The organism is Streptomyces sp. NPDC091281, from assembly GCF_044757425.1.
Taxonomy (GTDB): Bacteria; Actinomycetota; Actinomycetes; order Streptomycetales; family Streptomycetaceae; genus Streptomyces.
This window is the reverse complement of the sequence record NZ_JBIVUY010000005.1, coordinates 422,378-442,934: the sequence shown is the minus strand read 5'-3', so window position 1 is coordinate 442,934 and position 20,557 is coordinate 422,378. Positions and strand designations below refer to the sequence as shown.

At 73.5% G+C, this 20,557-nt stretch carries 14 protein-coding genes; 8 read left to right on the top strand and 6 right to left on the bottom strand.

From position 1 onward, the window contains the following. Positions 1-116 precede the first annotated feature (116 nt). Complete coding sequence (locus ACIQPQ_RS16450; protein ID WP_401304318.1) at positions 117-2,831, top strand: ATP-binding protein; 2,715 nt, start codon at positions 117-119, stop codon at positions 2,829-2,831. Positions 2,832-2,900: 69 nt separating this feature from the next. Here the strand turns inward: ACIQPQ_RS16450 and ACIQPQ_RS16445 are convergent, their stop codons facing one another. The 4 genes from ACIQPQ_RS16445 to ACIQPQ_RS16430 form a co-directional block, all read right to left on the bottom strand. Then, complete coding sequence (locus ACIQPQ_RS16445; protein ID WP_401304315.1) at positions 2,901-3,491, bottom strand: EF-hand domain-containing protein; 591 nt, start codon at positions 3,489-3,491, stop codon at positions 2,901-2,903. Positions 3,492-3,607: 116 nt separating this feature from the next. Beyond that, on the bottom strand, positions 3,608-4,003 hold the full coding sequence (gene gcvH / locus ACIQPQ_RS16440) for a glycine cleavage system protein GcvH (protein WP_401304313.1): 396 nt from the start codon (positions 4,001-4,003) through the stop codon (positions 3,608-3,610). A 176-nt stretch (positions 4,004-4,179) separates the two neighbouring features. Next, positions 4,180-5,241 carry a DUF3048 domain-containing protein gene (locus ACIQPQ_RS16435; RefSeq protein ID WP_401304551.1) on the bottom strand — a complete coding sequence of 354 codons (1,062 nt, stop codon included), beginning with the start codon at positions 5,239-5,241 and terminating at the stop codon, positions 4,180-4,182. Between the two features lie 236 nt (positions 5,242-5,477). Beyond that, the gene (locus ACIQPQ_RS16430; protein ID WP_401304311.1) at positions 5,478-6,557 is read right to left on the bottom strand and encodes an ATP-dependent DNA ligase; all 1,080 of its coding nucleotides are present in this window, start codon (positions 6,555-6,557) and stop codon (positions 5,478-5,480) included. A gap of 74 nt (positions 6,558-6,631) precedes the next feature. Here ACIQPQ_RS16430 and ligD point away from each other — a divergent pair, with 74 nt between their 5' ends. Continuing rightward, the gene (gene ligD, locus ACIQPQ_RS16425) at positions 6,632-7,666 is read left to right on the top strand and encodes a non-homologous end-joining DNA ligase (RefSeq protein ID WP_401304308.1); all 1,035 of its coding nucleotides are present in this window, start codon (positions 6,632-6,634) and stop codon (positions 7,664-7,666) included. Positions 7,667-7,687: 21 nt separating this feature from the next. Here the strand turns inward: ligD and ACIQPQ_RS16420 are convergent, their stop codons facing one another. Together ACIQPQ_RS16420 and ACIQPQ_RS16415 are read right to left on the bottom strand one after the other, a co-directional pair. Then, positions 7,688-9,850 carry an OmpL47-type beta-barrel domain-containing protein gene (locus ACIQPQ_RS16420; protein ID WP_401304548.1) on the bottom strand — a complete coding sequence of 721 codons (2,163 nt, stop codon included), beginning with the start codon at positions 9,848-9,850 and terminating at the stop codon, positions 7,688-7,690. A 59-nt stretch (positions 9,851-9,909) separates the two neighbouring features. Continuing rightward, positions 9,910-12,405, bottom strand: a complete 2,496-nt coding sequence (locus ACIQPQ_RS16415; protein ID WP_401304305.1) for a ThuA domain-containing protein — start codon at positions 12,403-12,405, stop codon at positions 9,910-9,912. Between the two features lie 189 nt (positions 12,406-12,594). On the opposite strand from ACIQPQ_RS16415, the gene ACIQPQ_RS16410 reads away from it, so the two are divergent. The 6 genes from ACIQPQ_RS16410 (at position 12,595) to ACIQPQ_RS16385 (ending at position 20,539) form a co-directional block, all read left to right on the top strand. Next, complete coding sequence (locus ACIQPQ_RS16410) at positions 12,595-13,572, top strand: multicopper oxidase domain-containing protein (protein ID WP_401304303.1); 978 nt, start codon at positions 12,595-12,597, stop codon at positions 13,570-13,572. Between the two features lie 306 nt (positions 13,573-13,878). Further along, positions 13,879-15,492: an ABC transporter substrate-binding protein gene (locus ACIQPQ_RS16405; RefSeq protein WP_401304545.1), complete on the top strand. Its 1,614-nt coding sequence runs from the start codon at positions 13,879-13,881 to the stop codon at positions 15,490-15,492. 4 nt (positions 15,493-15,496) lie between these two features. Next, positions 15,497-16,453, top strand: coding sequence for an ABC transporter permease (locus tag ACIQPQ_RS16400; protein ID WP_401304300.1), 957 nt, complete (start codon positions 15,497-15,499; stop codon positions 16,451-16,453). Continuing rightward, on the top strand, positions 16,453-18,540 hold the full coding sequence (locus ACIQPQ_RS16395) for a dipeptide/oligopeptide/nickel ABC transporter permease/ATP-binding protein (protein WP_401304297.1): 2,088 nt from the start codon (positions 16,453-16,455) through the stop codon (positions 18,538-18,540). Before ACIQPQ_RS16400 ends, ACIQPQ_RS16395 begins: the two co-directional genes overlap by 1 nt. Beyond that, complete coding sequence (locus ACIQPQ_RS16390; RefSeq protein WP_401304296.1) at positions 18,537-19,598, top strand: ABC transporter ATP-binding protein; 1,062 nt, start codon at positions 18,537-18,539, stop codon at positions 19,596-19,598. The genes ACIQPQ_RS16395 and ACIQPQ_RS16390 overlap by 4 nt, the downstream gene beginning before the upstream one ends. Beyond that, complete coding sequence (locus ACIQPQ_RS16385) at positions 19,595-20,539, top strand: dihydrodipicolinate synthase family protein (RefSeq protein ID WP_401304293.1); 945 nt, start codon at positions 19,595-19,597, stop codon at positions 20,537-20,539. Before ACIQPQ_RS16390 ends, ACIQPQ_RS16385 begins: the two co-directional genes overlap by 4 nt. Positions 20,540-20,557: the final 18 nt, after the last annotated feature.

The following is a 20,557-nucleotide window of genomic DNA, read 5'->3' as shown; positions in this document are numbered from 1 at the left end:
CACCCCGCTCGGTCACCCAGCAGGGCAGCAGCTCTCCGGACCGCCCTCCACACGGCCCGCCGGAGGGCTACGCTCAAGGTCTGTACGTCGTTCGGGCGACTTGGGGAGGTAGCGGGATGACGGAGGTACGGCCGGCGGCGGCCACCTCGGCCTCCCTCTGGGAGCGGGACGAGGCGGTGGCCGCGATCGAGCGGGTGGTGGACGCACTCCGCGCCGACGGCGGCTCGGCGGGCCGCGTCCATGTGCTGCGCGGCGACGCCGGGCTCGGCAAGACCGCCCTGCTGGCCGAGACCCGACGCATCGCGGAGGCCCGCAACTGCACGGTCTGGTCCGCCCGCGGCGGGGAGACCCTGCGGTCCGTGCCCTTCAACGTGGTGCGCCAGCTCCTCCAGCCGGTGCTGCTGTCGCTGCACCCTGAGGAGGCCCGCGAATACCTCGGCGACTGGTTCGACATCGCCGGTCCCGCCCTCGGCATCGCGGAACCGGGCGAGGCGCCCGCCGACCCGCAGGGCGTCTGCGACGGTCTGGTGGCCGCCGTGACCCGCCTCGCCCGCCGGGACTGGCCGCTCGTCCTGCTCGTCGACGACGCGCACTGGGCCGACCAGGAGACCCTCCGCTTCCTGTCCGCGTTCGTGGAACGGCTCGACGACCTCTCGGTGCTGCTGGTCGTCGCGCACCGGCCGGACGGCCTCAAGGGCCACAGCGCCCGCTATCTGGCGACCATCGCCGAGGCCGCCGGACGGTCCGTCACCAGCCTCAGCGCGCTGACGCCCGCGGCGGTCGCCGGACTCACCCGCGCCACCCTCGGCGGGCACGCCGACGACCCGTTCTGCCGTGAGGTCTGGGCGGTCACCGGCGGCAATCCGTACGACACCGTCGAACTCCTCGCCAAGGTGCAGGACCGCGACCTGGAGGCCACCGAGGCCACCGCCACCGAGCTGCGCCCGCTGAACCGTTCGGCCCGCGGCGGCGGTCTCGTCGCCCGCCTGGAGGGACTCGGCGTCGACGCCACCCGGTTCGCGATGGCGGCGGCCATCCTCGGCGCGTCGATCACCGTCGACCAGGCCGCCCGCCTCGCCGGGATGACCCACGAGACCGCCGTGCGCTGCGCCGACCTGCTGCGCGCCGCCCGCATCCTCACCACGCCCGACCCCGCCTCCGGGCCGGTCCACGAGGGCGACCTGGAGTTCGTCCACCCGCTGATCGCCACCGCCGTCTACGCCTCCATCCCCGAGGGCCTGTGCAAGGCGATGCACGGCATCGCCGCCGAGGTCGTCATCGACGCGGGCAAGGGACCGGCCGCGGCCTCCCGCCACCTGCTCCAGGTCTACGCCGACAACGACGAGGAACTCGTCGACCAGCTGCGCGAGGCGGCCCGCGAACACCTCGCCGTCGGCGCGCCCGACGCGGCCCGCCGCTGTCTCGAACGCGCCCTCCAGGAACCGCCCGCGCCCGACGTCCACCCGCACGTGCTGTACGAACTGGGCTGCGCGACCCTGCTCACCTCGCCCGCCCGCACCATCGACCACCTGCGGACCGCGCTCGCCCTGCCCGGCCTCGACGGGACCAAGCGGGTCGACGCCGTCTACCGCCTCTCGCAGGCCCTCATCCACAACGACCAGGTCGAGGAGGCCGTCCGCACCGTCGAGGCGGAGGCCGCCCGGCAGCCCTCCGGGCCCGCCCGGATGCGGCTCCAGGCAGTCCAGTTCATGTGGGAGGGCATCCACGCCGGGGACGGCAGCTCCGCCGGACGCTCCCGCAAGCTCGCCGACCTCGCCGCCACCTGCGCCGGCCGGGACAACGCGGAGCGCGCCCTGCTGATCCTGCGCGGCTTCGACGCCATGACCCACGGCGAGAACGCCGAGGTCGTCGTCGAATTCTGCGACCGCGCCCTGGTCAACGGCCGCCTGGCGCCCGGCCTCGGCTGGACCGACAGCGAGTGGGGCATCGAGCTGCTGATGATGCTGGCCAGCTCCTACGCCTACACCGACCGCCTCGACCGCGCCGACGCCCTCTTCAACGAGGCCCTGCGCGCCTACGTGTCGGCGGGCTGGAGCGGCGGCCACCTCGCGCTCGCCCACGCCTACCTCGGGCTGGGCCTGCGCCGCCGGGGCCGTCTCAAGGAGGCCGAGGAGACCCTCCGCGAGTCGCTGCGCCTCGCCGAACGCGTCGGGCGCGGCCTGCCGCTGTACTGGTCGGCCGTCTGCAACCTGGTCGACACCCTCCTCGCCCGCGGCCACGTCCAGCAGGCCTGGGACGTCGCCGAGCAGTACGGCTTCGCACCGCCGTACCCGTCCACGATCGTGCTGCCCGACCCGCGGTCGCTGCGCGGCAGGCTGCTGCTCGCCGTCGGCCGGACCGAGGACGGGATCAACGAACTGGAGGCCGCCGACAAGGCCGCGTCCGCCCGCGGCCACCTCAACCCGGTGATGGTGCCCTGGGCCGTCGACCTCACCCGCAGCCTCGCCTCCCGCGACCCGGCCCGCGCCGCCCGGCTCGCCGCCGACTACCGCCGTCAGGCGGAGCGGTTCGGCACCGACACCGCGATCGGCGAGGCCCTGCGCTGCGCCGCCGCACTGGAGACCGGCCAGCGCGCGGTCCGTCTCGCCGGGCAGGCCGTCACCTACCTGGAGGCCTCGCCCTGCCAGTACGAGCACGCGGCGGCCCGCGTCGAGTACGGCATCGCCGCCCGCTCGGCGTCCGAGCTGCACCGCGGCCTCACCCTGGCCCGCGAGTGCGGCGCCGACGGGCTGGAACTCCAGGCGCAGCGCGCCCTGGACGGCCTCACCGCACCGCCGGTCGGCCTGGTCCCGGGCCAGACCCGCCGCTGACGCCCACCCGCCGACCCGCCCCACGGCCGAGGGGCGCCCCTGACGGGGACACCCCTCGCGCCGTACGCCCTACGCCGTACGGCCCGCGGTGTCAGCGGCGCACGGCTCCGGTGTCAGCGGCCGAGCTGCCCCGAGCAGGGCGTCGCCCGCGCTGTCCGCCTCCGGCGCGTGGAAGAACGCCCGGACCGCCCGGAGGTACTCCTGGCGGCCGATCACCCCGTCGCCGTCGGCGTCGAGACGGTCGAAGACCGCCGCCCCCTCCGGCCCGGTGACGCCCCACACGGCCAGGAACGTGGTGAACTCCGCCCGGTCGACGGCCCCGTCCCCGTCGCCGTCCATCAGCGCGAACACCGCGTGCGGCACGCCCTCCACCACATCCGAACCGCCGCCGTCGACGCCCGCCGCCCGGTTCGCCCGGTGGTACGCCTCCCGGTCCAGCCGCTCGGCGCCGTCCGCGTGCCGCAGCAGCTCCGACCAGTAGGCCCGGTAGGCGCCGGTCAGGGCGTGGGCCCGCGGGTCGTCGCCGCCGACCGCGTAGGCCTCCAGGTAGCGGTCGATGATCCGCCGGTAGTCGTTCCAGTCGACGTGTCCGTCACGGTCGGTGTCCGTCATCGCGAACAACTGGTCCAGCTTGGCGACGACGGGGTCTGCGGTGGTCATGACTCTTCCTTCGAGAAACGGGGGTGCGGGTACGCGGTGCGCGCTGGGCGCGGAGTGCGGGTGCGCGGGGCCGAGGCGGGCGTGGCGGTGCGTTGCTGGTGGTGCCGGGTGCGGTGTCAGTCGCCCGACTCGTCCTTGACGTAGTCCTCGTACTGGGCCGCCGTCAGCAGCCCGGTCAGCTGGGACGTGTCGGACAGGGTGAGGCGGATCATCCAACCGTCGCCGTAGGGATCGGTGTTGACCGACTCGGGCTCGTCGTTGAGACCCTCGTTGATCTCGGCGACCGTACCGCCCAGCGGCGCGAGCACTTCGGTGACCGCCTTCACCGACTCCACGCTGCCGAAGGGCTCCGCGGCCTCCACCCGGTCGTCGACCTTGGGGAGTTCGACGTAGACGACGTCACCGAGCTGGCGCTGCGCGTGGTCGGTGATGCCGATCCGGGCCGAGTCGCCCTCGACCCGGACCCACTCGTGGTCCTTGGTGTACTTGAGGTCGTCGGGGGTGCTGGCCATGGGGTCCTCCGTGGAACGGTCCGCGTCGTGCCCGGAGGGTTTCCCCGGGAACCACCGCAGAGCCTCCTACGGGCACCGGTCACCGCCTCGGATTCTCACCCCAACGAGTGTGTCTCTCACCGGAGTTGCCATCGGTGCCGCCATCCGTGCCCCCGTCGGTGTCCCGGCGGTGCGGTCTAGCGGGCGGCGGCCAGCACCACCCACACCTGGCCCGGGGCGAACGGCAGCGGGGTGCCGTCCGGCGCGGTGAAGTCCGTGCCGTCCGTCGCCGCGGGCCGCCGCCACCGCGCCGGGTAGGACCGTCCGTCGCGCAGGACCTCGGCCCGGCCGGTCCCGACGGTCTCGGTGTACGGCGTCCGGTTGCCCAGCGAGTCGTGGTAGGCGGACCGGCGGATCTTCACGTACTGCACGACCACCGTGGCCGGTGCCAGCCGCCGTCCGTCGGTGACGCGGGTCGGGGTGCCGTCGGTGCTCAGCTCCCAGCCCTTCGCCCGCGCCGACCAGGTGAAGGTGAAGCGGGCCGAGGGGAAGCGCACGGTCCGTTCCTTCGCCGGGTTGCCGCCCGCCGGGGCGGGCCCGTGGCGGAAGCCGGTGGTCAGGGCCGCCGCGCCGGGCGCCTCGTCCAGCAGCCGCCCCGGCCGCAGGTACAGGTTGTGCGGGGACGCCTTGTCGCGGCCCCGGAAGTAGACCCCGTCGGTGTCCTCCGGCGTGACCGCCTCCAGCGGCTCCCGGTCGATCAGCGGCAGCAGCTTGCCCTGGGCGCCGGAGAACGCGAGCACCGGCCGGTCGAACTGGCGCAGCAGCTCCAGGTCGGACTCGCGGGCGCTGCGCACCGGCCCGACCGTCTTCGGCAGCTTCGTCGCGAACACCGCCATCAGCCGGCTCAGGCCGCCCTCGACCTGTTCGACGTAGACGACGTCGGCGGCGTCCAGGCCGGTCTGCGGGCGGGCGGCCCGGACGTTGTCGATCTTCACGGCGAGCACCTGGCCCGCGGCGGCGGTGGGGGAGGGCGCGGTGCTGGGCGTGGGGTCGGCCGTCGCGGTGCGGCCGGGCGGCGGGGTGGAGCCGCGGCTGTCGTCCGCCGGGCCGCGCCCCGAGGTGCAGCCCGCCGCGAGGACGGTCGCCAGGGCCGCGGCGAGCAGGGCCGCCGGGCCGCCGCGCCGCGCGCGCCGCCCGCCCGGCCGCCGCGTGCCGCGTTCCGCCGGTCTCGGACCCGTCGCCTCGTCCACCGTCGCCATCTCCACCCTCGCCACCCGGACCCCTTGGTTCGATTGTGCGCTTATCGGTTCATCGCTGCCTCTACCCGCTCTTCCGTGCGGGTGCGCGCCGACTGCGCCGAACGGCCCACCACGGGTTCACCCCCACCGGCCGACGACCGTGTACGCCCCGCCCGGGTCCGGGGGCGGGGCGTACACGGTCACTGTTCTCGGGGCGCCCTCATGACGCCGTCGGCTTCCCTGCGCGGTGGGCTTCCCTACGCGGTCGGCGGAGGCGTCCCCAGGATCTCCGTGAGGTCGTACCGCACTGGCTCCTCCAGCTGCGCGTAGGTGCAGCTCTCCGGGGTGCGGTCCGGGCGCCAGCGGCGGAAGCGGGCCGTGTGCCGGAACCGGGCCCCGTTCTCCATGTGGTCGTACGCCACCTCGGCCACCCGGTCCGGGCGCAGCGGCACCCACGACAGGTCCTTCTTGCCCGACCAGCGGCTCGGCGCGCCCGGCAGCCGCGCGCTCTCGTGCGCCTCCTCCCGCGCCCACGCCGCCCACGGATGCGCGCCCGCGTCCGCGAGCCGCAGCGGCGCCAGCTCCTCGACCAGCTCCGCCCGCCGCTTCATCGTGAACGCCGCCGACACCCCGACGTGCTGGAGCGTGCCCCGCTCGTCGTACAGCCCGAGCAGCAGCGACCCGACGACGGGGCCGCTCTTGTGCAGGCGGTACCCGGCGACCACGACGTCCGCCGTCCGCTCGTGCTTGATCTTGAACATGGCCCGCTCGTTCTGGAGGTACCCGAGCCCCGGCGGCTTCGCGATCACCCCGTCCAGACCGGCGCCCTCGTACTCCTCGAACCAGCGGCGCGCCACCTCCAGGTCCGAGGTCGCGGGCGCCAGGTGCACCGGCGCGGTCACCCCCTCCAGCGCCCTGGCCAGCAGCGCCCGCCGGTCGGTGAACGCCACGTCGAGCAGCGACGCGTCCGCGAGGGCCAGCAGGTCGAACGCGACGAACGAGGCGGGCGTCCGCTCGGCCAGCGTGCGCACCCGCGAGTCCGCCGGGTGGATGCGCTCGGTCAGCGCGTCGAAGTCCAGCCGCCCGTCCCGCGCGATGACGATCTCCCCGTCCACCACGCACCGCTCCGGCAGCCGCTCCGCCAGCGCCACCACCAGCTCGGGGAAATACCTGGTCAACGGCTTGCCGGTCCGGCTGCCCAGCTCGACCTCGGCGCCGTCACGGAACACGATCGCCCGGAACCCGTCCCACTTCGCCTCGTACCGCATGCCCGGCGGGATCGCCGCCACCGACTTGGCGAGCATCGGCTTCACGGGAGGCATCACCGGCAGATCCATGCCCCGAGTCTGCGCCGCCCCCGCCCGCCCCGCTCGCCGTGCGGGCCGTCCGGGGGCCGCCTACGGTGGCACGCATGGGCGAAGCGGTGGAACTGGAGGTGGGCGGCCGGACCGTACGGCTGTCCAGTCCTGGCAAGATCTTCTTCCCGGAGCACGGGTACACCAAGCTGGACCTGGCCCGCTACTACCGGGCCGTGGCCCCCGGCATCCTGCGCGCCCTGCGCGAGCGGCCCACCACCCTGGAGCGCTACCCGGACGGCCTGAGCGGCGAGAACTTCTTCCAGAAGCGCGCCCCCAAGAACATGCCCGACTGGATTCCCACCGCCCACATCACCTTCCCCAGCGGACGCAGCGCCGACGAGATGTGCCCCACCGAGGAGGCCGCCGTGCTGTGGGCCGCCCAGTACGGCACCCTCACCTTCCACCCGTGGCCGGTGCGCCGCGCGGACGTCGACCACCCCGACGAACTCCGCATCGACCTCGACCCGCAGCCCGGCACCGACTTCGACGACGCCGTCCGCGCCGCCCACGAACTGCGCGCCGTCCTCGACGAGTTCGGCGGGCTGCGCGGCTGGCCCAAGACCTCCGGCGGTCGGGGCCTGCACGTGTTCGTGCCGATCGAACCCCGCTGGACCTTCACCCAGGTCCGCCGCGCCGCCATCGCCGTCGGCCGGGAGCTGGAACGCCGCATGCCGGAGCAGGTCACCATCAAGTGGTGGAAGGAGGAACGCGGCGCGCGCATCTTCCTCGACTACAACCAGACCGCCCGCGACCGCACCATCGCCTCCGCCTACTCCGTACGGCCCCGCCCGCACGCCCCCGTCTCCGCGCCGCTGCGCTGGGAGGAGGTCGGCGAGGCCCACCCGCGCGACTTCGACATCGTCACCATGCCCGCCCGCTACGCCGAACTCGGCGACGTGCACGCCGACATGGACGACCACGCCTTCTCGCTGGAGGCGCTGCTCGATCTCGCCCGGCGCGACGAGCACGACCACGGCCTCGGTGACCTGCCCTATCCGCCGGAGTACCCCAAGATGCCCGGCGAACCGAAGCGGGTACAGCCGAGCCGGGCCCGCAAGGACGGACCCGGCTCGACCACGACTCCCTGACGGATCAGGGGAGTCGGCCTTCTACAGTTCCTTGATGCGGATGTCCCGGTAGGACACCACGTCGGTGGTGCCGTGCACCTGGAGGCCGACGTAGCCGGAGGCGAACCGCCGTCCGTCGGTGCCCGGGTCGTCCGAGCGCGGCGGGGAGAACGCGAGCCCGCCGATGTTGTCGAACTCGTTGATCAGCACACCGTTGCGGTAGATCGAGAAGTGCTGGTCGACCGCGCGGATCTCGTAGTCGTTCCAGGTCCCCTTCTGGGTCACGCCCGCCCCGGCCAGCCCGACCCGGTCGAAGCCGTACACGGAACCGGTCTTGTACATGTCGCCGTCGGGCTTGTCGAACACCTGGATCTCGTGCCCGTACTTGATGGCCACCCACTCGGGACGCGACTCCTCGGGGTGCCCGTTGACCTGCGGGAACCGCACGAACACACCGGAGTTGGCGTTGCCGGTGCCCGGGGCGTCGTCCCGCCACTGCAACCGCAGCGAGAAGTCGCCGTACTTGCGCTCGGGGAACCACAGCATGCCGAGGCCCGCCCGGGTGGTGCCCGAGGTGATGGACCCGTCGCCGTTCGCGGCGAACGAACCGCCGCCCACGTGCGCCCAGCGCGCCAGCGACTCGGGGCTGCCGTCCATGATCGTGCGGTAGCCGTCGGTCTGGCCCGGCTTGCCGATCCCGGAGGCCTTCGCGGCGGCGGTCACCGCGTCGTACTCCCGCTCGTCGACCACGCCCGCCCGGAACAGCCCGTCCAGCACGGTCTTCACGTGCTTGAGGAAGAGGGCGTGGGAGGTCCACTCCTTCTCGTCCTCGATCAACTCGTTGATCCGGCACCGGTTGTTCGTGACCCGGTTGGGCACCCCCGAGTCGGCCGTGCCGACGATCACCGTCAACCGCTCGTCCCACTCGGGGCAGTTGGGCGCGGGCACCCCGCCGCCCGCCGCGACCGTGAAGCTCACGGTGCGCGCCGCCGCGGTGTTGCCCGCCTTGTCGCTCGCCCGGTAGGCCACGGTGTGCGTGCCGACCCGGTCCACCACCACCGGCGCGGTGTACGCCAGGTAGGGGCCGGCGTCGAGCGAGTACTCCACGGCCGCCACCCCCGACCCGCCCGCGTCGGTGGCGCTGACCGTCACCGTGGCGGAACGGACGTACGCGCCCGCCGAGTTGCGGGTGCCGTCGACGGTGGCGCCGGTCACCGGGGGAGTGGTGTCCCGCGGCGGGGCCGCGACCACCGTGAAGGCGACGCTCTTCTCGGCGGACACGTTGCCCGCCTTGTCGACCGCCCGGTAGCGGACGGTGTGCGCGCCGACCTGATGCACCATCACGGGAGCGGTGTACGCCGTCCACGCGCCGGACGCGCCGATCGCGTACTGGATGCGGTCGACGCCCGACCCGGTGTCCGAGGCCGTCACCGTGACGGTCGCCATGTCGATGTAGGCGCCGTCGGCGTTGCGCTCGCCGCTCACCGTCGCCGAGGTCTCCGGCGCGGTCGTGTCGTCGGAGGGCGGCGCGACCACGGTGAAGCTGACGCTCTTCTCCGCCGACACGTTGCCCGCCTTGTCGAAGGCGCGGTAGCGGACCGTGTGGTCACCGACCTGGTCGACGACGACCGGCGCCGTGTACGGCAGCCAGGTGTCCCCGCCGCCGAGGGCGTACTGGACGCGGTCGACACCGGAGCCCTCGTCGGTCGCCGTGACCGCGACGCTCGCGGAGCCGACGTAGTCGCCGTCGCCGTTCTGCACGCCGTCGACGGCCGCCGAGGTCTGCGGCGCGGTGGTGTCCTCGCCGCCGCCCTCCGTCACCACGAGGATGCCCTGCATCTGCCCGTGCCCGGGGATCGTGCAGTGGTAGAAGTAGCGGCCCGGGGTCAGGGTGACCTCGGCCGTGTGCCTGCCCTTCTGGTCGTCGCTCGGATTGGCCAGGATGTTCAGGGTGACGTCGCTGTTGAACTCGGGGTCGCTCGTCACGAACGTCAGCGTGTGCGGCATGCCGGTGGTGTTGCCGGTCGCCGCGCTGTTCTCGAAGACGATCGTCGCCGCGCCCGCCACCGCGGTCGTGGGCGCCGCGTTGTACTTGGTGATGTCGTCGCCCGCCGTCCAGGTCAGCACCTGGGCGGCGGCCGCCCCGCCGGGCTCCTGCCGGGGCTCGGCCGCGGTGCCGGGCGCCGCCTGGAGCCCGAGCACCATCAGCACGGCCGCCAGCAGCGCGGGCCAGAGTCTGCGCCGTGCGCGTGTTCCGCTCGCCCTCACCGGGTCCCCCTCACCAGTCGGTCGGCGGACGGCGTGGGACCGCCGCCAGTGTAGGTCACCCTCCACAGCGCCGACTTGGCGTCGGAGGTGAAGAAGCCGCGCCCGTAGTCGAGGACGTAGAGCGCGCCGTCGGGGCCGAACTTCCAGTCCATGAGGTTCCTGATGCCGTCGTTGCCGACGGGCACGATCTTCTTCAACGACTCGGAGTGCACGGGCAGTCCGCCGTCGCCGTGGTTCGCCGGGTCGGTGAGCACGGCGTTGCGGGGCTGGTCGGCGTCGTAGAAGTCGCCGACGAACCACTTGCCGTCCCAGTAGGCCGGCCACTTGACGGCGCTGCCGCTCGTCGCGTCGTAGCGGTACACCGGGCCGTCCATCGCGGCCTGGCCGCCGCCCTTGAGCCAGGGCAGCCGGTAGGTGGCCTCCTCCTGCTTGTACGAGGGCACCCCCGCGGCGTTGCGCGGGTAGTCCGGGGCGCCGCCCTGCGGCGAGTACCAGATGTTGTTGCCGGTGACCGGGGGCAGGTTGACGAGGCCGTCGTTGTTCGGGGACTCGTTCTTCGGCCGGTCGCAGTCGTACCAGCCGAGCGGCTGGTTCGGGTCGGGCAGGTTGCGGTCCCGGTAGGGCTGCTTGTTGCCCATGCAGTACGGCCAGCCCCGGTTGCTCGCCTTGGTGATGACGGCGAACGTGTCGTACTTCGCGGGGCCCCAGGTCGTCGAGGGCGCGCCCGCGTCCGGGCCGACCCAACCGGCGTACAGGACGTCGGTCTTGGGGTCGACGGAGATGCGGGCCGGGTTGCGGACCCCCATCACGTAGATCTCGCCGCGCGTCTTGCCGCCACCCTCGTCGGTCTCCCGCCCGGTGAAGAGGTTCCCGGCGGGCAGGGTGTAGGTCCCGTCGGCCTCCGGATGGATGCGCAGGATCTTGCCGTTGAGGTTGTTGGTGTTGCCCGCCGTGCGGCGCGCGTCCGCGAAGGAGACGCCCTTGTAGTTCGGCTGCGGGTTGTTGCCCGAGTAACCGCCGCTGAACCCGCTGGAGTTGTTGTCACCGGTGGCGATGTACAGGTTGCCCTTGGAGTCCCAGGCCATCCCGCCGCCCGAGTGGCAGCAACTGTGCACCTGCACCGGCCACTTCAGCAGGACCTTCTCGCTGTTCAGGTCCAGCTTCTGCGTGACCGGGTCGAGGGTGAAGCGCGAGACGCGCCGCTCCGCCATCCGGGTGTCGCGGTTCAGGCCGGAGTGCGGGGTGTAGTGCAGGTAGACCCAGCCGTTGTCCTCGAAGCGCGGGTCCAGCTCGATGCCGAGCAACCCCTCCTCGACCTTGACCAGTTCGTCCCCGCCGCCCTTGTTGCCGAACACGGTGAGGCCGCCCGCCAGGGTGACCTTCTTCGTCGCCGGGTCGTAGATGTGGATCTCGCCCGTGCCCTTGCCGATGTTCGGGTTGTTCCAGTCGGTGATCACGGGCCGGGAGGAGTCGGCGCCGCCTCGGCCGATGTAGAACACCCGGCCGTCCGGGGCCGTCACCAGGCCGTGCGGCTCGCCGATCTGGTCGTTCTGGCCCGGCTGGTTGGGCTGGGTCAGCCGCTCGACCTTGTAGTTGGCGGTGATGGTCGCCTTGCAGTCGGCCTGCGACAGCCGCGACGTCCACAGCAGGGCCCCGCGCAGGTGGGCGCGGAAGTCCGTCTCGTCGTAGGCGGCGGCGGTGCCGCCCATCCCGGTGTAGAAGGACCGGCCGCCGTCGTAGTCCCGGCACCAGCTGATGGGGTGGTCGGCGCCGTTGGCGCCGGTGCCCGGCCGGTACGTCGACTCGCGGACCCGGGCGACCGTGTGCACCGTACCGGTGGGGTTGGTCGCCCAGTTGGGCCACAGGTCGGGGCGCTTCCACTCCAGCGGCAGGCCCTTGGTGGCGGGGTGGCTGCGGTCGCCGACCTCGACGGTGGCCCGCTGCACGGTGGTCGGGCTGGTCGCCGCCGGACGGGCACCGATCAGTCCGGTGTACCAGGACGAGTACGGCTCGGCGCGGGCCGCGTCGGCGACACCGACGAAGCCGCCGCCCGCCTCCATGTAGGCCTCCAGGCCCGCCTCCTGGTCCGGGTCGAGGACGTCCCCGGCGCCGGTCAGGAACACGATGGCGTTGTGCCGTCCCAGTTCCTCGGCGTCGGTGAAGACCCGCGCGTCGTCGGTGGCCTCCACCGCGAACCGCTGGTCCGCCGGTCCGGACAGGCCGATCCGTTCGATCGCCTCGATCCCGGCGTTCACGACCGGGGATTCCTCGCCCGCCCCGGCGGAGCCGTAGAAGACGAGGACGCTCACGTCTCCGCCGCCCGGCGGTGACGTGATGGACATCGTTGTCAGGGATGGATCGGGGGCCGGGCCCGCGTGGGCGGCCGGACCCGACAGCAGTCCGGCGGTGACGGCCCCGGCGGCCACCGTGGCCGCCCAGACGCGTCTGTTCGCCCGTACGGCCCTACTCGTGCTCAACCCTCGTAAGTGCATGGACGCCTCCTGGGTCACAGCGACAGCGCCAAGGAAGCTAGACGTCTTTGCACGGTTCGCCAATACCTATCACCGGAATGGCACGAACTTTGTCCTGGGTGTGGATGAACGGGCCGCCGACCGGTACCGTCACTCGGGCTCATCCCGGGTGACCCTCCGCAAGTTCCGTAGCAGGGTGGAGAGTTCAGCATGGACAGACGTTCGTTCAACCGTCGCGTGATGCTGGGCGGTGCGGTGGCCGCGACATCGTTGTCGTTGTCCTCCGAAGCCGTCAGCGTAGACGGTCCGGCCCGCGCGGCGCCGCCCGGTGGCCAGGTCCGGCACCTCAAGCTGTACGCCGAGAAGCTTCCCGACGGCCAGTTGGGCTACGGCTTCGAGAAGGGCAAGGCCTCCGTCCCCGGCCCGCTGATCGAGATCAACGAGGGCGACACCGTCCACATCGAGTTCCAGAACCTCCTCGACGTCCGGGCGAGCCTGCACGTCCACGGCCTGGACTACGAGATCTCCAGCGACGGCACCGCCCTCAACCACAGCGACGTCGAGCCCGGCGGCACCCGCGTCTACACCTGGCGCACCCACCTCCCCGGCCGCCGGGCCGACGGCACCTGGCGGGCGGGCAGCGCCGGGTACTGGCACTACCACGACCACGTCGTCGGCACGGAGCACGGCACGGGCGGCATCCGCAAGGGGCTGTACGGCGCGGTGATCGTGCGCCGCAAGGGGGACGTGCTGCCCGACGCGACGCACACGATCGTCTTCAACGACATGTCGATCAACAACCGTCCCGCGCACACCGGCCCCGACTTCGAGGCGACCGTCGGGGACCGGGTCGAGTTCGTCATGATCACGCACGGCGAGTACTACCACACGTTCCACATGCACGGTCACCGCTGGGCCGACAACCGCACCGGCATGCTCACCGGCCCCGACGACCCCAGCCAGGTCATCGACAACAAGATCGTCGGCCCGGCCGACTCCTTCGGCTTCCAGGTGGTCGCCGGGGAAGGCGTGGGCGCCGGCGCCTGGATGTACCACTGCCACGTCCAGAGCCACTCGGACATGGGCATGGTGGGCCTGTTCCTGGTGAAGAAGACGGACGGCACGATCCCCGGCTACGAGCCGCACGGGGGCGGCAGCGGTGGGGGTGAGGGCGGGGGACACCACTGAGACGCGCGGCCCACGGTCGAGCCGTCGGCGCGCCCCTCCAGCCCGTCCGGCGTTTGAGGACGAGGTCCGTCCAGGACCGAAAGGGGGGTCCGGGGGCGCAGCCCCCGGGGTCGGGCAGGGAAGGGGCGGCGGGGGCGATCCACCCCCGGCTACGCCATCCGCGTAGGGCATCCCCCGCACCCCCGCCCCCTCCCGCCCCCACGCGGATAAATGCGGTAAAAGGGACATCATTCTTCGGTCCCCGACCCGCCCCCCGCTGGAGGCACCGTGGCCTTCGCCGCCCCACCCCCGGACCGCCGCACGTTCCTGACGCGCGCGGCCGGCACCCTGGGCGCCCTCGGCACCGGGGGAACCGCCGGCGCGCTGGGCGCGGTCGGCGCCGTCTCCACCACCCTCACCGCCTGCGGCGGCCCCGAGTCCACCAACGACACCGGCGGCACCGGCCCGAACCGCACCCTCACCGCCGTCATCGGCTACGGCAACGACGGCAGCTGGGACCCCACCCAGACCGCCTCCGCCTTCGCGATGGCCGGCATCAACCACGTCTACGAGGGCCTGGTCGACACCGACCCCCTCACCCGCCGCCCCTACCCGGCCCTCGCCACCCGCCTCCCGGCCGACCCGCGCGCCACCGTCTGGCGGTTCACCCTCCGCTCCGGCGCCACCTTCCACGACGGCCGCCCCGTCACCGCCGCCGACGTCACCTTCGTCTACGACCGCATTCTCGACCCCGGCACGCAGACCCTCGCCGGGAACTTCTTCACCGGCTGGCTGAAGGAGGTCCGCGCCGTCGACACCCGCACCGTCGACCTCGTCCTGCGCTTCCCCTTCCCCGACGGGCTCGCCCGGCTCACCCTCGCCAAGATCATGCCCCGGCACGTGTTCTCCCGGCCGGGCGCCTGGGACGACGCCGTGCGGGGCCTCGCGGTGGGCTCGGGACCGTACCGCCAGACCGCCCACCACCCCAAGTCCCACACCGTCTTCGAGGCCCACGACGCCTACGACGGCCCGCGCCGCCCAGCGTTCCGGCGGATGAACTGGCTGACCATCGTCGACGCGGCCTCCCGCGTGGCCCGGATCTCCGGGGTGAGCGCGGGCGCGCAGATCGCCGACAACATCCCGTACGCCAACATCCCCTGGCTGGAACGGGACGGCCTCACCGTCGCGGGCGCCGCCGGGATGAACAACCTGTTCCTCATGTTCAACACCCGCCGCCCGCCCTTCGACGACGTCCGGGTCCGGCAGGCGCTGCACTACGCCATCGACACCGAGCGCATGGTGAAGGTCGCCCTCAAGGGGCACGGCAGACCGGCGAGTTCGTTCCTCGACGAGTCCAACCCCGCCTACCGGCCCGCGAAGACGGTCTACGGCCACGACCCCGACCGGGCCAGGGCGCTGCTGAAGGCGGCCGGGGTGCGCGGGCTGAAGGTCGAGATCCTCGCGGTGAACGTCAGCTGGATCGTCGACTGCCTGCCGACGGTGAAGGCGTCCTGGGACGCGATCGGCGTCAGGACGACCCTCGCCCCGCAGGAGACCACCGCCGTCTTCACCAAACTCGACCAGAAGCGGGACTACCAGGTCGTCGCGGCAGCCGCCAACCCCAACCAGTTCGGCGTCGACGCGGACCTGATCCTGCACTACAACTACGGCCCCCGGAACCTGTGGACGGGATACGCCCGCTGGGCGGACGACCCGGTCGCCCGCCGCCTGTTCGCCGACATGGAGCGCGCCACCCGCGAACCGGACCCCGACCGCAAGCGGGCGATGATCCAGGACTGCGTGGACGTCGTCGCCGAACAGGCCGTGCTCTACCCGGTGGTGCACAACGAGCTGATGACCGCCTGGGACCCGCGCGCCCTCACCGGCGCCCGCGCCCAGCCCTATCCCGGCCTCAACCTCCTGCAAGCGAAGTGGGTCTGACGTCATGTCGGCTGTCGTCCGCATCCTGGTCCGCCGGATCGCCCTGCTCGTGCCGCTCCTCCTCGGCATCGTCCTCTTCGTCTTCCTGGTGATGCGGTTCTCCGACGCCGACCCGGCGTCCGCGTTCTTCCAGGGCGCCAACCCCACCCCCGAGCAACTGCACGCCTTCCGTGAACGCAACGGACTCCTCGACCCCCTCCCCGTCCGCTACGTCGACTTCGTCGGCGGACTCCTCCACGGCGACCTCGGCACCAGCGCGCTGACCCGCGCCGCCGTCGCCGACCTGGTCACCACCGCGCTGCCGCTCACCCTCCAACTCACCTTCCTGGGCCTCGCCGTGGCCGTGCTGCTGGCCCTGGCGGGCGGCATCACCGCGGCCGTGTACCGCGACCGGCTGCCGGACCAGGCGGTCCGGACGGTGTCACTGATCGGGGTCGCCGCGCCCGGCTTCTGGCTGGCACTGCTGATGATCCAGTTCCTGGCCGTGGAACGCGGCTGGTTCCCCACCGGCGGCTACATCAACCCGGCCGACTCCTTCACCGGCTGGCTGCGCACGATGGCCCTGCCCGCCCTCGCCCTCTCCCTCCCGGTGGCCGCCCAACTCACCCGCGTCGTAAGGACGTCGGTGGTGGAGGAACTCGACAAGGACTACGTCCGCACCGCCCTCGGCCACGGCCTGCCCCGCCGGGTGGTCGTCGGCCGCAACGTGCTGCGCAACGCGCTGATGAACCCGCTCACCGTGCTCGGCCTGCGCGTCGGCTACCTGCTCGGCGGTGCCGTCGTCATCGAGACGATCTTCGCCCTGCCCGGCATGGGCAAGCTGATGATCGACGCCGTCCAGAACGGCGACCCGGCCGTCGTGCAGGGCGTCGTCCTCACCACCGCCACCGGGTTCGTCGTCGTCAACCTCGTCATCGACATCCTCTATCTGCTCGTCAACCCCCGACTGAGGGCGGCCTGATGCTCACCCGCGCCCGTCTCGCCGAGCGGTTCTCCCACCCCGGCCCGCCCCGGCGCGCCCGGCTCCCGCTGCTGCCGAAGGTTGCCGTCGCCTTCCTCGCCGTGGTCGCCCTCGCCGCCGTCCTCGCCCCGCTGCTCGCCCCCCACGACCCGCTCGACCAGCAGGACCCCGTGGACGGCACCGGACACCCGTCCGCCGCGCACTGGATGGGCCAGGACAGCCTCGGCCGCGACGTCCTCTCCCGGCTGATGTACGGCGCCCGCTGGTCCCTCGCCATCGGCCTCGGCGCCACCGCGCTCGCCCTCGTCGCGGGTGCGCTGCTCGGCGCGCTGGCCGCCACCTCCCGCAAGAGCGTCGACGAGTCGCTCATGCGCGGCCTGGACGTGGTCATGGCGTTCCCCGGCATCGCGCTCGCCGCCGTGCTGGTCGCCGTCTTCGGCGGCGGCATCACCGTCCTGACCCTCGCCATCGCGTTCCTGTTCACCCCGCCGGTGGCGCGGGTCGTCCGGGCCAACGTCCTCGCCCAGTACGGCGAGGACTACGTGACCGCCGAACGCGTCATCGGCGCCCGCACCCCGCACATCGTGCTGCGGCACGTCGCCGTCAACTGCGCCGCGCCCGTCCTCGTCTTCTGCACCGTCCAGGTCGCCGAGGCCATCGTCTTCGAGGCCTCGCTCTCCTTCGTCGGCGCGGGCGTGCGGCCCCCGGACCCGTCCTGGGGGAGCGTCATCGCCGACGGCAAGAACATGGTGCTCACCGGCGGCTGGTGGGCCACCGTCTTCCCCGGCCTGCTGATGCTGCTCACCGTCCTCTGCCTCAACGTCCTCTCCGAGGGGGTCTCGGACGCGTGGGCGGCCCCCGCACCCCGCGCGCTCAAGTCACCGGACGCACCCGGCGCCGTACCCGCGGAGGCCGCCCCGGACGTCACGACCCCGGACGCCCCAGCCCCGTACGCCACGACTCCGGACGCCCAGGCAGCCCCTCCGCACCGCGACGCCGCCCCCGCCCCCGAGGCGCCCCACCCCCTGCCCTCCGTGCTCCCCGTCCTCCCCCTGCCCGGTCTCGCAGACGCCGCCCGCCGTCTCCGGGCCCGCGCGCGGCCCCCGGCCGACCGGGCCGCGCAGCCGGTGCTCGCCGTCGAGAACCTCGCCATCGGCTTCCCCGGCCGCCACCGCGGTGTGGACATCGTGGACGGCGTCGGCTTCGAACTGTGGCCGGGCGAGGTGCTCGGGCTGGTGGGGGAGTCGGGCTGCGGGAAGTCCCTGACCGCGCTCACCGTGATGGGCCTCCAGCCGAAGGGCGCCCGCGTCCGCGGCCAGATCCGCTTCCAGCAGCGCGACCTCCTCGCCGAACCGGCCCGCGTCCGCCGCCGCCTCCTCGGCCACGACATGGCGATGGTCCACCAGGACGCCCTGTCCGCGCTGAACCCGGCGATGACCGTCCGCGCCCAGCTCCGCCAGCTCGTCCGGCGCGGCGGCCGCCGCAGCCCCGAGGAACTCCTCGCCCTGGTCGGCCTGGACCCGGAGCGCACCCTGCGCAGCCGCCCGCACGAACTCTCCGGCGGCCAGCGCCAGCGCGTCCTGATCGCCATGGCCCTCTCCCGCGACCCCCGGCTGATCGTCGCCGACGAACCGACCACCGCCCTCGACGTCACCGTCCAGGCCCAGGTCATGGAGCTGCTGCTGCGGCTGCGCGCCGAACTCGGCTTCGCCCTGATCCTTGTCTCGCACGACCTCGCCCTCGTCGCCGACGTCACCGACCGGGTCGTGGTCATGTACGGCGGGCAGATCGTCGAGACCGGCGTCACCGCCGACCTGGTCGCCGCGCCCGCCCACCACTACACACGCGGCCTGCTCGGCAGCGTCCTCTCCCTGGAGTCCGCCGAGGAACGGATGACGCAGATCCGGGGCGTCGTCCCCGCGCCCGCCGACTTCCCGGCGGGCTGCCGCTTCGCCGACCGCTGCCCGCGCGCCACCGCCCTGTGCCACACCACCGCGCCCGTCCTCACCGGCACCCCCACCCACACCGCCGCCTGCCACCACCCGGCCGTGGACCTCACCTCGGCGGAGAGCGAGCCCGTGACATGACCGCCACCACCGGCCCCGGCCCGGCCCCCGCCCCCGCCGCGGTCCCCGCCGTGCAGGTCACGGACGTGCACGTCGTCCACCCCGCGCACGGCGGCGGCCTCCTGCGCCGCGGCCGCGTGTACGCCCTCACCGGGGCGGACCTCGCCGTCGCGCCCGGCGAGACGGTCGGCGTGGTCGGCGAGTCGGGCTGCGGCAAGTCGACCCTGGCCCGGGTCCTGGTCGGCATCCAGCGCCCCACCTCCGGCACCGTCGCCTTCGGCGGGCGCGACCTGTGGACGATGAGCCCCGAGGACCGCCGCACCACGGTCGGCGCCCGCACCGGCATGATCTTCCAGGACCCGGCCACCGCCCTGAACCGCAGGCTGCCCGTACGACGCATCCTGCGCGACCCCCTCGACGTGCACCGCCGGGGCACCCGCGCCGACCGCGAGGACCGGGTCCGCGAACTGATGGCCCTGGTCGGCCTGCCGTGGAGCGTCGCGGACGCCCTGCCCGGCCAGCTCTCCGGCGGCCAGCGCCAGCGCGTCGCCATCGCCCGCGCCCTCGTCCTCGAACCGGACCTGGTCGTCGCCGACGAACCGACCAGCGCCCTGGACGTCTCCGTCCGCGCCCAGATCCTCAACCTCCTGCTCGACCTGCGGGAACGGCTGGGCCTCGCCCTCGTCTTCGTCTCCCACGACATCCAGACCGTACGGCGGATGAGCGACCGCGTGATCACCATGTATCTCGGCCGGATCGTCGAGGAGGCCCCGGCCGACCGGGTCGCCGACCGCGCCCGCCACCCGTACACCCGCGCCCTCTTCTCCGCCACGCCCAGCCTGCTGCGCCCGGTCGACCCGATCCCGCTGACCGGCCCGGTGCCCTCGGCGACCCGGCCGCCGGACGGCTGCCCCTTCCACACCCGCTGCTGGCGGGCCGACCCCCGCTGCGGCCGGGAGCTGCCGGACGTCTCGGCCGGGTCCCGGCCCGGCCACCTCTACCGCTGCCACCACCCCGTCCCCGAGGACGAGCCCACCGCACGGCTCGGCCGCGACCGTCCCCCCAGGGAGCCCCGATGAACCAGCCCGCCCCCCGCACCCCGCCGCTGCGGCTCTCCGGCGTCGTCCCGCCGGTCTGCACGCCCCTCACCCCCGACCGCGAGGTCGACGTCCCCTCGCTGCGCGCCCTCGTCGACCATCTGACCGGCGCGGGCGTGCACGGTCTGTTCGTCCTCGGCTCCACCTCCGAGGCGGCCTACCTCACCGACCGGCAGCGGCGGCTGGTCACCGAGACCGTCGCCGAGCACACGGCCGGACGGCTGCCGGTCCTCGCGGGCGCCATCGACATGACCACCCCCCGCGTCCTCGACCACGTCGCGACGGCCGCCGCGGCGGGCGCGGACGCGGTCGTCGTCACCGTCCCCTTCTACGCCCGCACCCACCCCGCCGAGATCGCCCGCCACTACCGGCTGATCGCGGAACGCAGCCCCGTCCCGGTGATCGCCTACGACATCCCGTCCGCCGTCCACACCAAGCTCCCCGCCGGACTCGTCCTGGAGCTGGCCGCCGAGGGCGTCGTCGCCGGGCTCAAGGACTCCAGCGGCGACCTGGCCGGATTCCGCGAGATCGTCACCGGCGCCCGCGCGCTCACCGGGTTCAGCGTCCTCACCGGCTCCGAACTGTTCGCGGACGCAGCCCTCGCCCTCGGCGCGCACGGCGCGGTCCCCGGCCTCGCCAACGTCGACCCGCACGGCTACGTCCGCCTCGACCGGCTCGTCCGCGACGGCGACCTGGCCGCCGCCCGCGCCGAACAGGACCGGCTGTGCGCCCTGTTCGGCTTGGTGAACGCCGCCGACCCGGCCCGGATGGGCGGCGGCTCGGCCGCCCTGGGCGCCTTCAAGACGGCTCTGCACCTGCGCGGCGTCATCGCCTGCCCGCTGACCGCCGAGCCGCAGATCCCCCTCTCGGCGGAGGAGACCGCCCGCGTCGGCAAGCACCTCGCGGCGGCCGGACTGCTGTAGCCCGTGTCCCGTACGGCC

Excerpts from the sequence above, each read along its gene's own strand:
- ACIQPQ_RS16420 (WP_401304548.1), bottom strand. The coding sequence starts at position 9,850 with ATGGTGCTCGGGCTCCAGGCGGCGCCCGGCACCGCGGCCGAGCCCCGG.
- ACIQPQ_RS16395 (WP_401304297.1), top strand. The coding sequence starts at position 16,453 with ATGCTCACCCGCGCCCGTCTCGCCGAGCGGTTCTCCCACCCCGGCCCG.
- ACIQPQ_RS16445 (WP_401304315.1), bottom strand. The coding sequence starts at position 3,491 with ATGACCACCGCAGACCCCGTCGTCGCCAAGCTGGACCAGTTGTTCGCG.
- ACIQPQ_RS16400 (WP_401304300.1), top strand. The coding sequence starts at position 15,497 with ATGTCGGCTGTCGTCCGCATCCTGGTCCGCCGGATCGCCCTGCTCGTG.
- gcvH (WP_401304313.1), bottom strand. The coding sequence starts at position 4,003 with ATGGCCAGCACCCCCGACGACCTCAAGTACACCAAGGACCACGAGTGG.
- ACIQPQ_RS16430 (WP_401304311.1), bottom strand. The coding sequence starts at position 6,557 with ATGGATCTGCCGGTGATGCCTCCCGTGAAGCCGATGCTCGCCAAGTCG.
- ligD (WP_401304308.1), top strand. The coding sequence starts at position 6,632 with ATGGGCGAAGCGGTGGAACTGGAGGTGGGCGGCCGGACCGTACGGCTG.
- ACIQPQ_RS16415 (WP_401304305.1), bottom strand. The coding sequence starts at position 12,405 with ATGCACTTACGAGGGTTGAGCACGAGTAGGGCCGTACGGGCGAACAGA.
- ACIQPQ_RS16390 (WP_401304296.1), top strand. The coding sequence starts at position 18,537 with ATGACCGCCACCACCGGCCCCGGCCCGGCCCCCGCCCCCGCCGCGGTC.
- ACIQPQ_RS16435 (WP_401304551.1), bottom strand. The coding sequence starts at position 5,241 with ATGGCGACGGTGGACGAGGCGACGGGTCCGAGACCGGCGGAACGCGGC.
- ACIQPQ_RS16410 (WP_401304303.1), top strand. The coding sequence starts at position 12,595 with ATGGACAGACGTTCGTTCAACCGTCGCGTGATGCTGGGCGGTGCGGTG.
- ACIQPQ_RS16450 (WP_401304318.1), top strand. The coding sequence starts at position 117 with ATGACGGAGGTACGGCCGGCGGCGGCCACCTCGGCCTCCCTCTGGGAG.
- ACIQPQ_RS16385 (WP_401304293.1), top strand. The coding sequence starts at position 19,595 with ATGAACCAGCCCGCCCCCCGCACCCCGCCGCTGCGGCTCTCCGGCGTC.